Annotated in this window: 23 protein-coding genes; 4 read left to right on the top strand and 19 right to left on the bottom strand. The window is 64.8% G+C overall.

The window, feature by feature from the left end:
- Nucleotides 1-42 precede the first annotated feature (42 nt).
- Nucleotides 43-1,629, bottom strand: coding sequence for a protein kinase (locus SA496_RS01345; protein WP_330114938.1), 1,587 nt, complete (start codon nt 1,627-1,629; stop codon nt 43-45).
- A gap of 152 nt (nt 1,630-1,781) precedes the next feature.
- Between SA496_RS01345 and SA496_RS01340 the strand changes: the two genes are divergently transcribed.
- The 3 genes from SA496_RS01340 (at nt 1,782) to ppa (ending at nt 3,876) form a co-directional block, all read left to right on the top strand.
- On the top strand, nt 1,782-2,441 hold the full coding sequence (locus SA496_RS01340; RefSeq protein WP_120653162.1) for a DedA family protein: 660 nt from the start codon (nt 1,782-1,784) through the stop codon (nt 2,439-2,441).
- 10 nt (nt 2,442-2,451) lie between these two features.
- Nucleotides 2,452-3,270 (top strand): zinc-dependent peptidase, encoded by an 819-nt coding sequence (locus SA496_RS01335; protein WP_120653163.1) that lies wholly within the window; start codon nt 2,452-2,454, stop codon nt 3,268-3,270.
- Between the two features lie 78 nt (nt 3,271-3,348).
- The gene (ppa, locus tag SA496_RS01330; RefSeq protein WP_016490694.1) at nt 3,349-3,876 is read left to right on the top strand and encodes an inorganic diphosphatase; all 528 of its coding nucleotides are present in this window, start codon (nt 3,349-3,351) and stop codon (nt 3,874-3,876) included.
- 154 nt (nt 3,877-4,030) lie between these two features.
- Here ppa and SA496_RS01325 read toward each other — a convergent pair whose 3' ends face one another.
- Both SA496_RS01325 and SA496_RS01320 read right to left on the bottom strand, forming a co-directional pair.
- Nucleotides 4,031-5,050, bottom strand: coding sequence for a ParA family protein (locus SA496_RS01325; protein WP_330114937.1), 1,020 nt, complete (start codon nt 5,048-5,050; stop codon nt 4,031-4,033).
- A gap of 155 nt (nt 5,051-5,205) precedes the next feature.
- Entirely contained in the window at nt 5,206-6,009 is an 804-nt protein-coding gene (locus tag SA496_RS01320; RefSeq protein ID WP_330114936.1) for a DNA adenine methylase, read from the bottom strand.
- 183 nt (nt 6,010-6,192) lie between these two features.
- On the opposite strand from SA496_RS01320, the gene SA496_RS01315 reads away from it, so the two are divergent.
- On the top strand, nt 6,193-6,453 hold the full coding sequence (locus SA496_RS01315) for a hypothetical protein (RefSeq protein WP_330114935.1): 261 nt from the start codon (nt 6,193-6,195) through the stop codon (nt 6,451-6,453).
- Between the two features lie 4 nt (nt 6,454-6,457).
- On the opposite strand, the gene lysC is transcribed toward SA496_RS01315, so the two are convergent.
- The 16 genes from lysC to SA496_RS01235 form a co-directional block, all read right to left on the bottom strand.
- Nucleotides 6,458-6,721: an Rz1-like lysis system protein LysC gene (lysC, locus tag SA496_RS29080; protein ID WP_442965070.1), complete on the bottom strand. Its 264-nt coding sequence runs from the start codon at nt 6,719-6,721 to the stop codon at nt 6,458-6,460.
- Nucleotides 6,722-7,021: 300 nt separating this feature from the next.
- The gene (locus SA496_RS01305) at nt 7,022-7,591 is read right to left on the bottom strand and encodes a glycoside hydrolase family 19 protein (RefSeq protein WP_330114933.1); all 570 of its coding nucleotides are present in this window, start codon (nt 7,589-7,591) and stop codon (nt 7,022-7,024) included.
- Between the two features lie 49 nt (nt 7,592-7,640).
- Nucleotides 7,641-8,003, bottom strand: coding sequence for a hypothetical protein (locus tag SA496_RS01300; RefSeq protein ID WP_330114932.1), 363 nt, complete (start codon nt 8,001-8,003; stop codon nt 7,641-7,643).
- Between the two features lie 2 nt (nt 8,004-8,005).
- Nucleotides 8,006-9,058, bottom strand: coding sequence for a hypothetical protein (locus SA496_RS01295; RefSeq protein ID WP_330115679.1), 1,053 nt, complete (start codon nt 9,056-9,058; stop codon nt 8,006-8,008).
- A complete protein-coding gene (locus SA496_RS01290; protein ID WP_330114931.1) occupies nt 9,058-9,579 on the bottom strand; it encodes a hypothetical protein in 522 nt (173 codons plus the stop codon). Before SA496_RS01290 ends, SA496_RS01295 begins: the two co-directional genes overlap by 1 nt.
- Nucleotides 9,580-9,583: 4 nt before the next feature.
- The gene (locus tag SA496_RS01285) at nt 9,584-10,108 is read right to left on the bottom strand and encodes a hypothetical protein (protein WP_330114930.1); all 525 of its coding nucleotides are present in this window, start codon (nt 10,106-10,108) and stop codon (nt 9,584-9,586) included.
- On the bottom strand, nt 10,105-10,692 hold the full coding sequence (locus SA496_RS01280; protein WP_330114929.1) for a hypothetical protein: 588 nt from the start codon (nt 10,690-10,692) through the stop codon (nt 10,105-10,107). The genes SA496_RS01285 and SA496_RS01280 overlap by 4 nt, the downstream gene beginning before the upstream one ends.
- 33 nt (nt 10,693-10,725) lie before the next feature.
- Nucleotides 10,726-11,679 carry a hypothetical protein gene (locus SA496_RS01275; protein WP_330114928.1) on the bottom strand — a complete coding sequence of 318 codons (954 nt, stop codon included), beginning with the start codon at nt 11,677-11,679 and terminating at the stop codon, nt 10,726-10,728.
- Nucleotide 11,680: 1 nt separating this feature from the next.
- Entirely contained in the window at nt 11,681-13,126 is a 1,446-nt protein-coding gene (locus SA496_RS01270) for a hypothetical protein (RefSeq protein ID WP_330114927.1), read from the bottom strand.
- The gene (locus SA496_RS01265) at nt 13,123-13,521 is read right to left on the bottom strand and encodes a hypothetical protein (RefSeq protein WP_330114926.1); all 399 of its coding nucleotides are present in this window, start codon (nt 13,519-13,521) and stop codon (nt 13,123-13,125) included. The genes SA496_RS01270 and SA496_RS01265 overlap by 4 nt, the downstream gene beginning before the upstream one ends.
- Nucleotides 13,522-13,524: 3 nt before the next feature.
- On the bottom strand, nt 13,525-15,300 hold the full coding sequence (locus SA496_RS01260; protein WP_330114925.1) for a hypothetical protein: 1,776 nt from the start codon (nt 15,298-15,300) through the stop codon (nt 13,525-13,527).
- A complete protein-coding gene (locus SA496_RS01255; protein ID WP_330114924.1) occupies nt 15,300-15,803 on the bottom strand; it encodes a hypothetical protein in 504 nt (167 codons plus the stop codon). The genes SA496_RS01260 and SA496_RS01255 overlap by 1 nt, the downstream gene beginning before the upstream one ends.
- The gene (locus tag SA496_RS01250; RefSeq protein WP_330114923.1) at nt 15,800-17,899 is read right to left on the bottom strand and encodes a tape measure protein; all 2,100 of its coding nucleotides are present in this window, start codon (nt 17,897-17,899) and stop codon (nt 15,800-15,802) included. The genes SA496_RS01255 and SA496_RS01250 overlap by 4 nt, the downstream gene beginning before the upstream one ends.
- On the bottom strand, nt 17,899-18,075 hold the full coding sequence (locus tag SA496_RS01245) for a hypothetical protein (RefSeq protein WP_330114922.1): 177 nt from the start codon (nt 18,073-18,075) through the stop codon (nt 17,899-17,901). The genes SA496_RS01250 and SA496_RS01245 overlap by 1 nt, the downstream gene beginning before the upstream one ends.
- A complete protein-coding gene (locus tag SA496_RS01240) occupies nt 18,072-18,440 on the bottom strand; it encodes a hypothetical protein (RefSeq protein ID WP_330114921.1) in 369 nt (122 codons plus the stop codon). Before SA496_RS01240 ends, SA496_RS01245 begins: the two co-directional genes overlap by 4 nt.
- Complete coding sequence (locus tag SA496_RS01235; protein WP_330114920.1) at nt 18,437-19,228, bottom strand: hypothetical protein; 792 nt, start codon at nt 19,226-19,228, stop codon at nt 18,437-18,439. The genes SA496_RS01240 and SA496_RS01235 overlap by 4 nt, the downstream gene beginning before the upstream one ends.
- Between the last annotated feature and the right edge of the window lie 6 nt (nt 19,229-19,234).

Raw genomic sequence — 19,234 nt, 5'->3', positions numbered from 1 at the left:
ACCCGCTGCATGGGCCCGGTCAGCAAGCCGGGCCCCTCCCCACTAACCAAGCCCCAGCCAGAGCCCCAGTAGCAGCGGGAGCCCGAGTAGCAGCGCCAGCGCCACTTGCCGTGACCTGCCCAGCCTGGGAGAGGACCGTTGCCTGAGCGCCTGCGCCAACAGGCGCTCCAGGGCCAACTGGAACTCCGACAGGGCTTCGTAACGCACGCGAGGCTGTGGCGCCAACGCCTTGGCCAGCACCCCGTCCCAGCCTTCAGGTAGCCCGGGTACCCGACCCGCCAGCGGCATGTAGCGGCTGGCCTGGCCACCTTCGGGGCGCGCCGTTTCAGGCCATTGTCCACTGAGCAGCCAATAGGCCAGCGCCGCCAGGGCGAACTGGTCGGCACTGCCATCCAGGGCGCGGCCATGGCGTAGCTCCGGGGCCAAGGGGACGGCCTGGGGCGGCGCCGTCTGCTGTGGCACGCCTGGCAGGATGGCGGCGAACTCGGGCAAGAGCAGCAAGCGGCCGCGCTCGTCGAGCAGTATCTGCCTGGGATTCAGCCAGAGCCCCTGCATGCCGCGCCGCTGCAGCGAGCGAACCGCCTCGATCAACTGCACCAGAATGGCCAGGGTCGCGGCGGCATCCAGAGGTGGTCGCCCTTCCCGACGTCGCGCGAGGCTCTGCGCACCTGCCGGCGGCAAGGCGAAAAGCAGAAAGGCGTGCTGACGGTCCTGCCGCGGCGAAAGTACCTGCGGCAAGGTCTCCACAGGGCTACGGCGCAACACCCATTCCCGCTGCCAGAAGGCCTCATCGGCATCCACTTCAGACAGCCAGAACAACGCCTCGCGGCTTTCCTCCCGCGCCCGGAACAACCTCCCTGGCGGCCCATAGTCGCAGGGGGCGAGCAAGGTCCAGCCATCCATCACGGTTCCCGGCACCACGCCTTGCACCTTCGGCCAGCGGACTCCAGGCGCCGATGGCGGCAGGCAATGAGGCTCGCCGGGCAATACCAGCGCAGCGGCTCCGGGGGCGCTTAATAGGGGTTCCAGCAGCCCGCCCAGTTGACCGGACTGCAAGTTGTCACTGGATTCACGCAGGGGGCTCAGATCAGCCACTTCCAGTAGCGGCTGGGGCGCCATCAGCAGAGGCTGGCCAGGTGTCAGTGGCAGGCTGTGCTGGATCACCGCGAGCTCAGCCTGCGCTCCCAAGGGGTTGTCCCGCCCAGTCAGTTCCTGGGCCAGTTGTCCCTGAAAACGCACCAGTCCGACCGCCCCGGCCTGCAGGAAGTGCGCCTCGCCGTCCTGCACCAGCAGTAGACCAACGCTCAGTTCCGGGACCCGTTCACCGGCCTGGCGCCGACGAAAAAGCTGGAGATTGAGTGCCGCCAGCACCTGGCGCGCCGCCTGGGTCTCGCTCCATCCATCCGGCGTGCAGGCGTAGTCGACGAACAGGGCGTCCAAGTACTGCCCGAGCATTCGCACCACGTTGGTGCACGAACATCCCCAGAGCAGGGCCACCAGCATCAGCGGCGGACGCCCCTTCCGCCCGGCTACCCAGGTTGCACGGGCGCGGGCCGCCTGGGTGGGCAGGTCCCGGCCGTGTCCCTGGGCCAGGCTGACGGCGGGGTGTTCCAGCAACTGCAAGGGCATGGGCGCGCATCCTGGTCCGGGAAAACAATGGAAACAGTTGCAGCCTTCATGCCGTTCACCATTCGGATAACAGCTCGCCGTGGCCGGGAAACTTCCCCTTATAATGCGGCGACTACCTCGCTTTCTCGCCGCAGTCACTCACAAGGCGCCTCATGGATTTCAACCCGATCGACCTCATCCTCCATCTGGACCAATACCTGAATCTGCTGGTCAGCAACTACGGCACCTGGATCTACGCCATCCTCTTTCTGGTCATCTTCTGCGAGACGGGTCTGGTGGTAACGCCCTTCCTGCCCGGCGACTCCCTGCTGTTCATCGCCGGCGCGGTCAGTGCTGGCGGCGCCATGGACCCGTGGCTACTGGGCGGCCTGCTGATGATCGCGGCCATAAGCGGCGACAGCCTCAACTACCTGGTCGGGCGCACGGCCGGCGAACGCCTTTTCAGTAATCCGAATTCGAAGATTTTCCGCCGCGACTACCTGCAGCGCACCCATGATTTCTACGACCGTCATGGCGGCAAGACCGTGACCCTGGCGCGCTTCCTGCCCATCGTGCGCACCTTCGCCCCCTTCGTTGCCGGCGTAGGCCGCATGCCCTACCCGCGCTTTCTTGGCTTCAGCGTGCTGGGCACCATCCTCTGGGTGGGCGGCCTGGTGACCCTCGGCTATTTCTTCGGCAACGTACCTTTCATCAAGCAGAATCTCTCGCTGATGATCATCGTCATCATCGGCATTTCACTGCTGCCAATGATGATCGGCTTTGCCCGCAGCCACTTTCGCGCCGCCAGCAAGGGCGCCGAGCACTCGAGCTGACCGACGCACCATGTGGTCCTATCGCGGCTGGCGCCGCCAGCGCATCCTCGCCCGCAATCCGGTCACGCCGCAGCAGTGGGAGATCGTGCGCCAGCGCCTGCCGATACTCGATGGCCTGGACGAAACGGAAGACCAGCGTCTGCGCGAACGCAGCGTGATCTTCCTGCATGAAAAGCGCATCACCGCCCTGCCCGGCGTCGAACTGTCCCCCGAGGACCGCCTGACACTCGCCACCCTGGCGCAACTCCCTCTGCTGCATCTGCCAGACCTCGATTGGTACCGGGGCTTTCACGAGCTGGTGCTCTATCCCGACGACTTCGTCAGCCCCCAGCGCCATCGCGACGCAGCTGGCGTGGAGCACGAATACGATGACGAGCGCAGCGGCGAATCCTGGCAGTACGGGCCGGTCATCCTCGCCTGGCCTGGTGTGCAATCGAGCGGCGGCTGGGATGGCTACAACCTGGTGATCCACGAACTGGCACACAAGCTCGACATGCTCAACGGCGCGCCGAACGGCCTGCCCCCACTGCACCGCGACATGCGCCAATCCGACTGGGCACTGGCCATGCAGTCCGCCTATGACGCGCTGAATGCCCAACTCGACCGCGATCCCGAATCCGAAACGCCCATCGACCCATACGCCGCCGAAGACCCGGCAGAGTTCTTCGCAGTCGCCAGCGAGTATTTTTTCACCGCACCGGACCTTCTGGACCAGGCCTTCCCCGCCGTCTACCGCCAGCTCCAGGCGTTCTACCGCCAGGACCCGCTGCGGCGCCTGAAGCACCTCCAGGACATCCACCCGGACTATCGCGACGCGACCAATGGATGAGTACAACGGCGTGGCATCGGCCCTGGAATATGCCTATAATCGCGCCCACTTTTTTGGCCCACCCCCAGGGAGTTGACCATGAGCTACAGCAAGATCCCGGCAGGCAAAGACCTGCCGAACGACATCTACGTCGCCATCGAAATCCCGGCCAACCACGCGCCGATCAAGTACGAGATCGACAAGGACAGCGACTGCCTGTTCGTCGACCGTTTCATGGCCACCCCGATGTTCTACCCGGCCAACTACGGCTACATCCCGAACACCCTGGCTGACGACGGCGATCCCCTGGACGTGCTGGTCGTCACCCCCTACCCGGTCGCTCCGGGTTCCGTCATCCGCGCCCGTCCGGTCGGCGTTCTGCACATGACCGACGAAGCCGGTGGCGATGCCAAACTGCTGGCCGTTCCCCACGACAAACTGAGCGTTCTCTACAAGGACGTGAAGGAATACACCGACCTGCCGGCGCTGCTGCTGGAGCAGATCAAGCACTTCTTCGAGAACTACAAGGACCTCGAAAAAGGCAAGTGGGTGAAAGTAGAAGGCTGGGGCAACGCTGACGCTGCCCGTGCTGAAATCACTAAAGCGGTTGCGGCCTACCAAAAGTAATTTTTTAGGGGAATTCAGGGGGTTACGCCCAGATAGTACGGAACCCCCACCCCGCTAAAATCCCCCACAGCCCTCACCTGTGGTACGGAAAGTGGTACAGAAAAGGCCCGGCATTCGCCGGGCTTTTTCATTGGCGACATCCATCGCTCCCTCACTAGAATTTCGCCACGATTGAGTCGATTGCGTCGAGGGCCTGATCCCTGTATTCGGGCTTAACTTGCACTCGATGCCCACCGATACTGAGCTTTCCTGTGGGCATAGTTGCGAACGAACATCCCTTCGCAAAGGCGACCACCCCAGTAGTCCCAAAATCGCGAACATCCACCACGCCATCATGGACTTTCGCGAAGGTAAAGTAGTCCGGATAACCCCGAATCAGACCCTGAAGATCCTTATCAATCCCAGTCAGCACAGCCGCATAGGCAGACGCGGCCCCCATGTACTGAGTCAGACGGTTCTTCAAGATAAGGTGCATTCTCGGAAGCTCGCGGCCGGCAGCGTTCATCTTGGTAGCAAACGTGTACTTCGAGTACACCTCCGAGGGCAGCTTGACTCCGTACATCAATGAGAATGCGTTCTGAATTGCTCGCCTGGAGGAGTCGTCCGCCATTACCGGGAGAATGACCCTGTCCGCCGCCGCCAGCGCTATCTGCGTGTACATAGAGAAACTCGGGTTAGTGTCGATAAACACATAGTCGAACTCGTCCTTCACCTGGTGGAGAAAATCGCTCAACCAGTCAATGACACCCAGCCACGCATTAACCCCCGGAAGGTCAGCGTTTGCGAGGGTGTTCATCGCAATCGCCTGCAACTCCAGCAGAGGATCGCCGCAGACGAGATCGATGTTCTCAGGCACGTTCCCGTTGTAGTCGCTCGGGTTTGTTACGAAGTCCCAAGCGTTAAACGGAGGCGGGGCGAAAGGAGCAGGCAGGCGCGCGTCAAAGTAGCCCCCAACGCTGCACCGCGGAGTAAACCCCTGCCTCTCCAATAGCTTCGCGCTTCCTCCATTAGAAAGGCCGCCTAGGAATAGCTCAGAAAGATTGGCCTGCGGGCACATATCCACAACGAGAATTCTCCGTTCTGGATTGAGCTCTGCAAACCGGGAGACCGCCTGAAATGTGAGGCTAGTTTTCCCGGTACCACCTTTGTTGTTCCAAATTGCATAAGTCAGCATGAAAAGTCCTCCGTTAAAAGCTAACGATACGGACATTACCATGTCCAAAATGGACATTCAACAGTCCCAAAACGAACATGCAAGGTCCAATTAGTCCCTATTAATGGAAATGCAGGCCACGAATTCCGCTTCCGTACGGACGAGGGAGAGTGTCGTTAGAGGCCAAAGAACAGACCTCCAATGTCTGTCGCTTGCCAATTCATTACTACAAGCTCTCCAGATATCTCGGCCCTCGCTTGCCGCTGGTTGGTGTTGCTGTAGCGAATGTCTATCCGCTCCAGGTGGAACCCCTCAAACACCCGCCGGATGTCCGGGTGGTCATTGATGCTGACCATCACCCTCCCCTTGCAGCGCCGCATGAAGTCGGCCATGCGCTCGTAGTTCTCGAACGGGAAGTCAACCCCATACCCCTCGGTCTGCCAGTAAGGCGGGTCCATGTAGAGGAAGGTGTGCGGCCTGTCGTAGCGCTCGGCGCAATCCAGCCAGGGCAGGTTCTCGACGTAGACACCGGACAGGCGCTGCCAGGCGGCGGAGAGGTTCTCCTCGATGCGCAACAAGTTGATGGCCGGGCCGGTGGTGGCCGTACCGAAGGTCTGCCCAGACACCTTGCCCCCGAAGGCATGGTGCTGCAGGTAGAAGAATCTAGCGGCGCGCTGGATATCGGTCAGGGTCTCGGGGCGGGTCATCTTCTGCCACTCGAAGATCTGGCGACTGGAGAGGGCCCATTTGAACTGGCGCACGAACTCTTCGAGGTGGTTCTGCACCACCCGGTAGAGGCACACCAGGTCGCCGTTGATGTCGTTCAGCACCTCAGTGGGCGCCGGCATCGGGCGAAGGAAGAAGAGCGCAGCGCCGCCGGCAAACACCTCGACGTAGCACTCATGGGGCGGGAACAGCGGGATAAGGCGGTCGGCCAGGCGGCGCTTACCGCCCATCCAGGGAACGATCGGATTGGTCATTGTGTGCAAGCCTTTACTGTATGAATATCCAGTTGTTAGACTCGCCGCGCTTCGTGCACGAGGCGGGGAGCCTTGGCTGGGCTTGCAGGTACGGTCTGCGGTTCAGCGACCGGCCCGAGTGCTGGAACACTGGGGCCGGTCGCTCCTCATTGGTGAGTCGTGATGAAAGTTCAGGAGACAACCATGCGCCGCTACATCAGCCTCCAGTCCCTGATCCTGGTGAAAAGTCGCGAGCACGACTGGGTGCTCACGCCCTCCACAGCAGAGGACCTGGCTGGATTCGGGCTTCGATTGCTGATTGCCGAATTGGGCACCGAAGGCGCCCGCCTCTTCCTGCGCAAGAAGTTCGCCGAGTACCGCCCGGATTACCGTGGCGTCGGGCGGGACGACCGGCCACCCGAGAAGGACAAGGAAAAGGGACCTGGCGGGCATCCGCCACACTGATCCCCTACTGCGCTTGAACCGCCTGCCGTCCGATGCAGTCCAGCACCTGGCGGGAGCATTGCTGCAGCGCGCTCTCCAGTTCATCCACCGCCCGGCGCCAATCCTCGTTGCTGGCCGGCGCCGGCCGCCCCGGCAGGCGGCAGGGCACCAGCGGGCAGAACTGCCGGGCTGCGGTAGGCGGCGGGGTCGGTGGTGTCGGGGCGCTCGTACAGGCGGCCAAGGGCAACAGGCACAGCAGTGCGCAGATAGTCAGTAACGCTCTGGTCATGGGCTTTCAGTTCCTCGATGGCGACGGCCTGCGCCGACGCGTTGCGGTCTACGGCCTGCCCGATCTGTCGCATGCGGCGCTCCAGATCGGTGATGACGCCGATATCCTGCTGCTGCCGCTCCAGTACCCGGGCCTGCAGAGCGGTCAGCTCCTTCTCGTCGGCCAGCTCACCCTCGGCATGGGCTGCGCGCTGGGCCTCCAGCTCGATGCGGGGGCCAAGGCCCCACCACACCAGACCAGCGCCCAGGACCACCAACGCCAGTACCCCGATCACGACAGCGACAACGCGAACCGAGGGCATCATGCCGACACCCCCACACCCAGCACCTGGCGCGCCCGCGCCCAGATCTCGCGACGCTCGGCCAGGCCATTGGTGCCGCCGTTGATGATGCGGGTGATGCGGGTGAATTCGCCGGCATCGGCCAGGGTGTTCAGCTCCTTGCTGAACCAGAACCAGCCGGCCGACTGCACCGCCCAATCCGGCTCTTCCAGCAGCGAAGGTTCGCGCAGGAGGCGGTCATCCCCGAACAGCGCGATGCTGGCCATCAGGTAGTTGTACCGACCGGTGACCTGAATCAGGCCCCGCCCCCGGTAGAGTTGGCCATCGCCATCGGCCTCCGGGGTGTTGCCGAGCTTCTCCGCCAGTCGGCCGGTGTCGTACTTCGCCAGGTAGGCGGTACCGCCCAACTCGCGCACGTACTGCAGGTGCCCCGACTCGTGGCCGACCTGGGCCAGGAAAGCTGCCATGCGCTTGGGCGTGTTGATGGCCCAGCGCCGCGCCGCACCATTGATCGCAGGTGTGAACAGCGCCGCCCGCTTGCTGCCGGCGTTTGGCAGGATCTGCAGCAACTGCTCCTTGGTGATCTCCATGTGTCCTCCAGAAACGAAAACCCCGCCGAAGCGGGGTTGGTAGTGGTGGTCATTCAGCCGGCGGCGTCTCCGGCGGAGCCGGATCGGGTGGCGGGGCATCACGCTTCAAGGCGACGTGGCGATAGGCGCTGGCCAGCGCCACGTACAGGTCCTGGTAGGTCATGCTGCCCAACACGTCGCCGGTTTCGGGGTGTACCAGGTCAAACGCTTCGGCGGCGTTCTCCGGGGTGAACGGCTCCACCAGGTTGCCCAGCTTGTTGATCAGCTCGCGACCGCCGCCCAGGGCGATCACTTCTTCCTCGACGAAGGTCACTGAGGGTTCGCCGCTATGTGGGCGCGGGTTGTTGATCCCGAGGTAGCCGCAACGTACCCAGCTGGTACCGGCCACGTCGGTTTCCTTGTAGTCGGGCATGGTTATTCCTCGTAGGTGATTAGCACGGCGAATGACTTGGACAGGATGTTTTCCGAGTTGGTGGGGTGCAGGACTACCTGAACCCCCGTCGAGGTCAGTTGTACGTCGTACTGGTAGCCAGCCGAGGCTACCCATCCCGGTAGGATGGCGTTGGTGCTGGAGTGGAATACCAGCACCTGCACTCCAATAACCTTCGACGACGTGACGCCGTGGCTGGCCGATACGGTACCGCCTTCGGTGGCAGCCGTGGTACCGGTCAGCTTCTTCTGCTTGATCGCGGGCGCGGTATCGCCCAGCTGGGTGTATTCGTTGAATATCTGCTTAGCGACCCAGGTGTTGCTGAAAGCCAGGCGCGCCAGCTCCAGCCACGCCCCCCAAGCACCGCTGGCAAAGCCCCGGATCGACGCCTTGGGGCTGGTGGTATTACTGGTCAGGGCGATTTCGCTGGCGGTCGTGCTGGCCTGCGCATGCAAGATATGGTGGAAAGTGGCGCTGGGGCCATTGGTGTACGGCGAGCCAAGGTTGTACAGGCCACCCGCTGCAATGGCATTGGCGTCCGTTATCACCGGCATGACGCCGCCGACTCCGTACGCGCCAGGGGCCATCTTGGTGTCGTCGGTGATGGTAATGTTCGCTGAACCATCGAAGGCCACGCCGTTGATGGTGCGTGCAGTGGCTAGCTTGGTCGCGGTGGCCGCGTTCTTGCTGATGCTGATCGGCCAGTTGTTGGCGAAGTCCGTCGCGTCGATGGTCAGCAGCAAACCACCAGCGGACCAGCCGATTTTCACGTTGTTGCCCAACTGGCCGGCGCCAGTGCCCTGCTGGACTGGGTTGTATCCCAGTGCATTCTGCTTGGCATTTAGCGCCGCCTGAGTTGCTGTACTGATCGGTTTGCCGAGGTCGGAGGTGTTGTCGACATTGCCGAGACCGAGGGCCGCTCGCGCGTCAGGTGCATTGGTGGCCCCGGTACCGCCGGCAGCGATCGGCAACCAATCCCCAGACGGCAACTGGCGAAAGCGGCCGTTGAGCCGGATGACCGGCGCGCGCGCGGCCATTAGAGCACCACGTAGGCGTCGTCAGTGGTCAGCAGCTCCGTGGCGCTCTTCGCCTTGCCCAGGTACTGGCTGATCTTCCCGGCATTCGCCCCGCTGGTCTCGTCCAGCGGAGTGTTGGTTACCCCGCCAGCGGTACCCAGCCAGTAGTCAGCGCCAATGGTCAGGCCGCTGCGCGCGGTGTTGGGCGAGTCGAGCGGGTAGACGGTGGCCGTCGCGGCGTTGTTCACGGCAGCGAGCACGAAGCCGTCGGCCGGGCGGTTGTTGCTGTTGTCGGCCTTGCGTGCCGACCAGGTGCCGGCGTTGCCGTACAGGTTGACGAAATCGCCCGCAGCCAGTGCCTCACTGGCGGTGGCGTTGGTGGTCGCCTGCCCCACGCCAACCGGCATCATGCTGATGTCGAAGCGCCCGCTGTCATCCAGCGCGGCGATCTTGCCGGCGTCAGCGGCGCCGGCCGATACCTGGATGCCGAGGATCTGTTTGGTACGCCCGGCCACGCGAGCGAGAAAGCCTTGTGCAGCCATGGTGTTACTCCTGTTCGATGGGGTCTTGAATGTTCAGGGTGATGCGGGTGGCCGATACCGCCGCGCCAATCAGCACGTCGAAGCCATCCACCGGCGGGGTCTGGGTCAATTGCCCGTCGGCGCCGAGCCAGATGCGGCCGGGCTGCCAGCTCCAGCCGGCGTCCTCGATCACGCCGGAGCGCTGGACGTTCAGCGGCTGGCCGGCATCCGCCGCAGTCAGGCTGAGGCCAAGCAGCAGATCGATGTGCGTCTCGTCGCGGTAGTCCAGGGCGAACACCGCGCCGTCGAGTTCGTAGAGCACGCGCAGGGCACTGAGCACCTCCCCGGCCTGACGCTGGAGCGACGAACCACCCGCCGGGCCAGGGATGCCCTGCGGTCCCGGTGGGCCTTGCTCGCCGGCACCGATGACCACCGTCTCGGTCTGCTCCAGGGTGATGACGCAGTCCTCGCCCCCCTCGACCAGCACCGGAGCAGTCACGGGCTCCACCACCAGTACGAAGGCCTCGGCGGTTAGGGTGGTGTCACTCATGTGGTCACCTGCGGCGACAGGCTAACGGTACCCTCGGCCCAGCGCTGCACAGTGCCGTCGGCAAAGGTCAGCTCCAGGTCGTACACGGCAGCGGTGAAGTTCAGCGCGCCGGTCTGCGCGGCGGTGATCTCGCGCCGCAGGGTGCCGGCCGGCTCCAGGGTGAGGCCCTGCCCGGGGGCGGTTCCAAGCTCCAGCAACAACTGGCCGCCGGGCATGTCGCGGATCTGCATGCGCGCGCTGCAGCCGGTCAGGTCGACCGGCGCCTGGTAGATCAACTGGCCGCCGAGGGGCTTCAGGCCGACAGCGGACAGCGCATTGATCTCCAGGGTGTCGGCGTCCAGCCACTTGGCCGACCAGGGCCGCTGCTTGAACGGCTCGCGGTTGATGTCCTGCATCCCGGCCACACCGCGCACCCACACCGGCCAGTCGGCCGCCAGGCCGTGATCGGGCACCACCAGCCGGACCGGGGCTTCGGCGGGGATGGATTGGATGGCCTTGTAGACCAGGGTCGGCTGGCTGAGCCGCAGGGTGTCACGGTAGGTCGCGCCCTGAATCAGGCACAGGGGTACACAGGCCGGCTGCATGGCTGGCTACTCCTTGGATCAGGTGAGGGGGAGTTAGGCGCTGCGGCGCATGCGCAGGATCGGCACGCCGCCGCCGGAGCGCTCGGCCAAGCTGAGCGTCCAACTGGCCGGCAGGCCGCTGGAGAAGGCGATGGTTTTCTGCAGGATCGAGTAACGCGACGTAGCACTGCCGCCCAGCGGCACCGGACCCGACGACATGGCGTCCAGCGCACCACCCAGGCTGGCGTGGAAGGCCAGCCAGTAGACCTTGCCCGCCTCCAGGGCGAGCGGCGTGATGGCTGCCGTCTTTTCCCCCGTGGTATTCATGGCGAGACCCGCCACGCTGGTCAGCAGGTCAGCCGGCCAGCCATCGGCGGTGGCCGAATAGATGCCCACCCGCGCCTCACCAGACGTCTGCGCGGTGGTCACCCGCACGCTCAACTGGTCGATGGTCAGGTCATCCAGCGGCACCCAGGGCGCCAGTTTCACCTGGTCGGCAGAGAAGCTCTGACCGCTGGCGAAGTTATGGCTGATCACGTTGTCCAGGTACTCGCCCACCGGCATGCGGGGGATGGCGCGCAGCACGGGGCTGTCGAGCTTCAGCCAGGCACCTTCACGACGCGCGTGCAGGCCCAGCGCCGGCGCGTCCGGGATACCGCCGCCGCCCCCGCCACCAGACTCGGCGGCGTCCCGCAGGGTGGACAGGTCGCCGGCCGTCAGCCGGGCCTCGATGCGCGAGCCCACCGGCCAGAGGTTCGCCGCCGTGCCCTCCTGGGCACGCACGATGGTCAGGGCACCACCGGCCTGGGCCGTCACCTTGACGATCTCCCAGGCGGACTCGGCGCCGGCCACGTCCAGCGCCACCAGCGTCAGCAGGTAGTAGTCGCCGGTCCCCAGGCCGACCAGCTTGGCCGCCTGGGCGGCGTCGACGCTCAGCGTCAGGCCGGCCATGGCCAGCTCGGCGGTCAGCGCGGCCTTCCAGTTGTTCACGAAGAGTCGTTTCGGCATCTCAGCTCCAGCCTACTGGCGCCGCCTCGGGGGCGGCATGGTCATGGGTCGACGGGTTCCAGGCGCCGAAGGGGCGCGGCCCGTACAGTTCGAAGCGCGGGGCCAGCGGCCCCGACTGGGTCAGGTCGACCGTCGTGTCGATGGCCACCGAGCCCTGCGGGCTGGCCGCTGCCAGGTAGCGGTGGCGGTCGGGGCCGTCCATGTTCAGCCGCAGGTACAGCCCCACCAGGTTGTTGCCGTAGGGCAGCAAGTCCATGGCTGATCCGCCCGAGACACTCTGTGCCCGCACCACCGCATGCTCTTCGCCCCCCTCCGGCCAGGCCGGCGGGATCGGCGAAATGATCATCGTTGCTTCGCCGATGTCGTCGGCGATGATCACCGTGGTCCGATACGGCGCGTCGTCCAGCGACAGGGTGATGGTCATGGTGTTGGGGAGCTCCGAGGTCACCGCGCCCGCCTCCGCATAGCTCAGCTTGGCCGTAGCACAGGTCGCCGCACCCAGGCGCAGGGTGAAGCGGTAGTCGGTCGCCTTCGAACAATTGCGCTCGGTGTACTGGTTGGGCGGATCGCCCGTCGGCGGTGAGTACTCGGGAAACTCCTGGGCGGAACGCTCGTGGATGTCCAGGCACATCTCCTGCGGCTCATCCGCCCCGTCGAACCACATGGCCCAGATCCGTCCCGTGAGGGTGCGCACCGTCTCACCGGTGGCGATCTCATAGTTCAGCGTGTTGTCGTTGAACATCATCGAGCGCGGCTCGATCACCATGTCGTTGACGTAGCCCAGGGCGCCCAGGGTCTGCGCCCGGGTGCGCAGCACGCTGACGTTCAGCACGAAGGGCGTGCCCAGCCCGCCGGTCACTTCGGCCAGCAGGAAGCCCAGCGGAATCGGCCGCTCACGCGCCGGGTAGCCCGGGTCGCTGGTGTACAGCATGAAGATGGCCTTACGGCCGTCCGCGCTGATGTCGATTGGATCTTCCCACTGCAGCGCAGTCACCGGTCCGTTGCCCAGGTCCACCACCGGGGTAGCCTGGCCGGTGTCGGACGGGTTGTTGATGGTCAGGGTGCGCTGGTCGCTGGGTTGGCCGATCTCGCCGAAGCGGATCGCCTTGGCCAGGTCACGGCGGATCAGCCAGCGACTGCCGTCGGGAGCGCAGTAGATCCAGCCGCCCATCTCCTTGCCGTAGAGCTGAAAGAACCGACCGCAGAGGATCGCCTCGCTCCACCACTGGCGTCCCGCCGCGACATCGGCGGCCAGTTGTTCAGGGGTACGGGTCACGACTGGCGTGCCCGGCACCCGCAGACGATAGGTATTCCAGGGTCGTTCGGGCAGCGGGTGAGTCTTGGTCTGACCGTTGGGCAGGTGCAGGCCGGCCGCATCGATCCGACCATGCCAGGGCCAGCCCCAGAGGTTGACCTTGTCAGTCAGCACGCCACCAATGTTGATCATGGCGCCACCGACTGCGCCAGGTTGATCACCACGTCGGCGTTGGCGGCGTCCTTCAGCTTCAGGGTTTTCACCGGCGGCACCTCGTAGGTGAAGATGCCGTCACTGCTGGTCAGCACCAGATCCGGCCAGTAGTCGCGGTCGGGCACGGTGTCCTCGCCCACCACCTTGGTCTGTTCGGTGAGCGGGCTGGCCACGCCACCGCCCACCGTCGCCGCCTGCGGATTCCACAGGCCGCGCCCCTTGGTGGCGGGACGAAGCCCCTTGCGCTCCAGCGACACCAGTTCGCGGATCTGCCGACGCTGAGTCTCCAGCGAGTTGAGATCGCGGCGCAGGGTGGACGTGCGCGCAGCCGTGATCCCCGCGCGGGTCGCTGCACGTTCTTGGGCCAGGGTCATGGGTTACAGCTCCAGCAGGTCGTTCGGGATGGCCAGCTGATAGGTCTGGGCCTGGCTGACCGTGTACTCGTCACGGTGATCTTCGGGAATCTCCGGCGCCGTCAGGTCGAAGCGGCGCGGGAACTCCTCAAGCGAGGGGTTGATGTCCAGGTCGTTGACCGTGTAGTTGCCGGCGAAGCCGTCCAGCTCTTCGTCGTAGATCGGGCTGATGTTCCGCGAGCCCAACTGGGTCGGCAGGATTATCAGTGACGGCGGCGTGCCGGGTGGCGTACTGGGAGGACTGGCCGGCGGCGTCAGCGGATCGGTGACATCGCCACCGCCCTGGCTCACGGCCAACTGGATGCTGGTCAGCGCCGAACCACTGTCGAGGTCCCACTCGTCCAGCAGGTTGAACACCTTCGCCCGGCACTGCACCGGCTGCCCAAGAATCTCATCCTGCACATGCAGGGTGTGCTCCAGGCGAAAGCCCAGGGTGTCGGAGGTCGGTAGCTGGAACGCGAAGCGGTTGCCACGGTGGGCGCCGAAGATGGTCGTGGCGGCCATGGCCAGGCCGCAGGTCAGCGCCTCGGTCCGGCGTTCTTCCTCTCGCAGGTCTACCACCCAGTCGCCCAAGGCGTCCTCGTTGGCGTCCGGTTCGTGTTCGGTGAACTCGGCACCTTCAAACTCCGCTTCCCGATCGCTCTCGGTCTCCAGCGCAACCCGCTCGCGGCTGATCACCTCGCCGGCCTGGGCCACACTGGCGGGCGCTTCAACCCTGAGGGTGTATTGCTCGGTTACCCGTTGGCTCCAGCGCATGGCGCTGGTCCAGGTCGCACTGAGCAGCAGGTCGGGGTACGGGTTGGTCCAGCCGAATGGCGGATCACACAACACACCACTGCCGGTCGCGGGCACCCGGCCCCAGTTTGCGGTGCTCAGGATGGCCTGATAGCCCGCGCCACTGCTGGCGTCCTCCACCATACCGATGTCCGGCACCTCGGTGTTGTCTTCGCGGCCCCAGGTCAGGCAGAAGCCATCGATGATGGACACCCCCTCAACCGCCGGATGCTCCCAGATAAAATCCTGGTGGCGCTCGCGCAGGCGAATGAAGCGGTAATCGGCGGCCACCTCCACCACGTTGATGCGGTCATTGAGCTCCACCGGCACCCAGTCCAGCGTGCCGTCCAGCACGGCGCCGGCCGGGATGACAAAAGCCGCTGCACCAGCCGCCCAAGGGGTCACCTGCAAAGCGCCTTCGACGCTGCGCTGCAGGCTGGCGGCCTGGGTGCTCATGCGCTCCAGGGCATAGTCCCAGCGCGAGCGCCCGTCCACCGGCTCGAACACGTCGGCCGACCACAGTCCACCCACTAGGGCGTCGATGGCGGCCACGTCCATGGCCTCGACCTCTTCCTGCAGGCGGTCGCTGCACTCGCAGGCGAGCACGCGGGTCTGTAGATTGAATTGCGGACGGATGACCTGACCGGTGAAGCGCAGGGTTTCGGTCCAGACATCATCGCGACGATCACGGTAGTAGATCGACACGCTCTGGCCAATGTAGCTGGCGGGATTCACCGAACCGACATCAAGCAGCAAGCTAAAGTCGGCGATTGCCCGGGCGCCCTCCTCCCGCTCGATACGCACGGAACCGGTGAGCAGGTCGCTGGCATCCACCCCATTGAGCAGCAGGCGAACGTCCCAAACCACCGACAGCACCGGTTCGATGGTGATCGACTCCGGCAGCTCCCCATCCGCCGCTGCGCCGTTCAGTTCGACGGCGTTCAGTTCAGCGCCATTCAGCTCCATCAGACTTCCTCGGCCGTGAAGGACCAGTCGTGGGTGTTGTCCTCGGCCTGCATGCCGCGCTCAGGCTTCGGACAGAACACGGTGTAGACCGGCATCCAGTGGATGCGGTACGAGGTTGCGCCCGCCACCGCCGTCAGGGTGTAGGCCATGTCGACCATGCTGATTGACGTGCGCACCAGCTCCCCCTCCACCCAGGCGAACGCCCATGGCGGAACGTCCGGGCGCCATTGCGTCGGCAGTTGTCCGACTAGAGATGGCGTCTCCAACTCCAGGGGCTTGGTGCAGCGCAGCTCCAGGGGTTGGGTGAAGTCGAGCCCATCGAACCCCGGCCCCATCCAGCCTTGGCCCGAGACGGTGATGGCCTCCCTGACCCAATGCTGCATGCGCACGGCGCGCCCCTTGGAGCGGCGCCGCGTAACGACCCCACCGACCGTCGAATAGCTCTGCCGAGGCGGGCCGCTGAACGTGCGGATGGGGATACCACCCAGCTCCACATGGATCATGATTTGCTCCCTCCACTCTTACGGGCCGCGAGCCGCAACAGCTCCTCTGCCGAAGACCGGCGAGCCAGTACCTCGATAGACTTGCCCTCATCCTCGATGCGGAAACGACCCCAGTCGTTGTCGAAGGGGTTCACCTGCGCCGACTGCGCTGCGTCCTGCAGCACCTGCCCGCCCATGTCCAGCTCGGCCAACCCTTCCAGCCGGCTGGCCACATTGCGCGAGGCCAAGGCCGACAACACCTTCTCGCCGCCATTGAAGGCCCTAAGCTCTGGGCCGTTCTCGCCCACCCAATGGATGCCGGGTGTAGCGCTATTGGTCCCCTGGGCGTACCCGCTCACCGGGAAGGTCAGCGGATCGCCGCCCTGCAGGGCCATAGCATTCATGTCTGCCGTCGGCTGGATTCGCGCCGGAATGATCAAGGTCTGGCCCAACGCAGCAGCCAGCTCCTCCATCTGCCCCTTGACCTTGGTGATCTCTTCCTCAGAGAGGTTGATGGTGATGTTCACGTTCTTCAGCTGGTCGGCCTGTGCCTGCAACTGCGCCAGGCTTTCGCGGATCGAGGCGAGCTTCTGCTCGGCCTTGCTCTGCTCCAGCTCACTGGCAGCCAGCTCGATGGCCTGTAGCTCCTTGGCAAAGCCGGTGAAACCGTAGGTGCTCTGCCCAGCAGCGGCCAGATCCTGCAGCATCTTCAGCGCGGCCTGTGCCTGCTGCTGGGCCGTCTCGGTATCCCCGGCCCGCAACGCGTCTCTGGCGCCGACCTTGAGCACATTCGCAGCGCCGAAACTGGCCTGGCTTTCGCCGCCAGCGTTGAAGCCGGCGATGGCCTCCTTGTAGCGCTGCTGGATTGCCAAGCGCTCCTTGCCGAACTTCTCCAGATCGGCCAGGGCCTTCTTCTCGGCGGCCTGCGTCCTTTTGATGGCATCCTCGGCATCGGCCACCACTTGGTCGCGAATGCCCTTCAGCGACTTGCGATAGCTAGCCTCCTGGGCCAGCCGTGCGGCGGCGATCTTGTCGGCCTCGCTGACCTCCTCCTTGGCCGCATCGCGCAAGCGCTCCAGCTGCTGGCTCACCAGGTCGATCTGGCTGTCGAAATAGGCGGCATCTTTGTTGCCGAATAGCAGCCGATTGGTGAGGCCCAGTTCGCCATCCTGGGCTATCTCGTCGCGGGCCTGCTGCATACGCTGCAGCACCACTTCCAGGGCAGTTATCTTGGCATCCCCCACCAGTCCCTCGGTCAGCTTCTCCAGCCCCTGCAAGCCTTCCTTGTTGAATGCCTTCAAGGCATCGGTGGCGGTATCCGCCACACCCCCCAGGAATTTGAAGCGATTAACCAGACCCTGAGTGAAACCAGTCGCGGAGTCGATCTGGCCGGCGAAGCGGGTGGCCGAGTTACCCAGGGTGGTCAGCGAACCGCCCACCGTCTCGGGGATCTGCTCGGCTTCCTTCTGTAGCTTCGGCAACTGCCCGATCAGGGCATCGGCCACCACCTCAGCGGTGAGCTTGCCTTCGCCGGCAAGCTCCTTCAGCGCCCCGACTGGCACGCCCAAGCTGTCCGCCAAGGCCTGCATCAGACGCGGCGCCTGCTCGGCCACACTGTTGAACTCATCACCGCGCAGCGCGCCAGAACCAAGGGCCTGGGCGAACTGGACAATGGCCCCCTCGGAATCAGCGGCGGAAGCCCCGGAGACGCGGAAGGCGGTGGCCACCGCCTCAGTCACCTGCAGGATCTCCTCCTGAGAGCGTCCAGCCTCTCGCAGCGGGCGAGATATCCGCGAGTACAGGGTGACCAGCGACTGCAGCGGCGCCTGCGTCTTCTGCGCCAGATTGAACAGATCCTCTTGGGCGCGGTTGAACTCGGCTTGCGAGCTGGTGGCCAGCTTCAGCTGGGCGTCCATCTGCTTCACAGCATCGGCCGCCGAGCTGAATACCTTCACACCCTCCGCCACCAGGCCGCCGACAAAGGCGGTACGGATGCCATCGGCCAGCCGGCCGACTCGCTCGCTCAGGTCTTCGACATCCTTGCCGGCCTCCTTGAAGGCCTTGCGGCTGTTGTTCTTGCCCTCGATGACAAACTGGGTCGTGATTCTTCCGGCCATCAGCTGAGACTCTTCAGGACTTTGCGGTACTGCTCGGACTTCGCCCGAGCAGCGCGGAGGAGCAGCAGCTGCGTGCGCTGGGCAGATTTCTGCTCATCGGCCAAGGCCGACATGAACAGCTCAGCCTGATCCAGGGTGAAATCGCGCACCTGTTCCAGACTGAATCCGGCACTCACGAACCGCTGGACGATTGCGCCCCAGCCAACACCTTTGCCACCTCGACCAGGGCTGCGTCGAAAAAACTGGTGTTCACCCGTACCACGAGGGTGAACAGCTGCAGGGACGAGGCCGCAGGCAGACGCCAGATCCGCCAGCGACTGAGGCTGGTGGTCAGACGGAGGGCTCGGCGCAGATCCTTGGCGTGCCGTTCGGCGAACTCTGCCAAGGCCGCAGGATCACGGCTGCCGATCAGTTTCAGCAGCGGCGTGACACTCTTGCCGAAGGCTTCCAGGTCGCCCAGGCGCACTGGGTGGATCACCACCCGGCGCCCGTCGACCAGCCCAGCCAGCGGCTCGGGGAAGATGACGGAGAGATCGGTCATTCGTCGATTACCTCATCCTCCCAGACGAAGAAGGCCGACTCGTCCGGTACGAAGAAATTGGGGTCCTGGGAAAGGTTGAAGGTGACGCCGATGGCCGCGAAGTCGTCGCGGTTGATCAGCGGCAGGCTGCCGCTCAGGGCGATTCGGGCGCGGCGCAAGGTCACCCGCCGGCCGTTCAGCTGCCCAGCCTCGTTCATCGTCTCGATGAACACTTCCCAGAACTCGCGACCCTTCATGAAGGCCTGGATCAGGTCGGTCTTGCAGCGTACGTAGGTCACCTTAACCGGCAGGCTCTTGTAGCCGTCGGTGTCCGCTGCAACGGCGGCAATGGCCTCAGCCAAGGGGCTGCCCGGCAGCACACGAAGGCCGCCCGGCGTTTTCACATAGTCAGTGTTGGCGACATAGGTCGTCACATCATCGACACTCTTCACCGAGGTGATGGAGAGCGGCAGGAACTTGAGCATGGAGGTGCGGCCAATCATGACCACCACCGACTCGTCGGCAACGGACTCGGAGGCGACGGTCTGCCGGCGTCCCGCCAGCAGGGCCACCAGGGTCTCGGGCGCCAGCTCCAGCAGCTCACCTTCGAGCGCGCCCCCGGCCGGGCGGCTGACGCCATCCAGCTCGGAGTTAGCCAGGGTGCGCGGGTCGGCCACGGTCAGCTCGTTCAGCTCGGGGGTGAATTCGACCTGGCGATAGGCGCCCAGCTCGAACGGCGGCAGCGTGGAGCCCTTGCGGCGGACATGGACGCGGCCGTAGTTCAACTGAGTAAAAGGGTTATCGGACATGCTGAT

Origin of the sequence: Pseudomonas sp. JS3066 (genome assembly GCF_036328175.1) — a bacterium.
Taxonomy (GTDB): Bacteria; Pseudomonadota; Gammaproteobacteria; order Pseudomonadales; family Pseudomonadaceae; genus Metapseudomonas.
The sequence above is the reverse complement of the archived record's forward strand: the minus strand, read 5'-3'. Positions and strand labels throughout refer to the sequence as shown.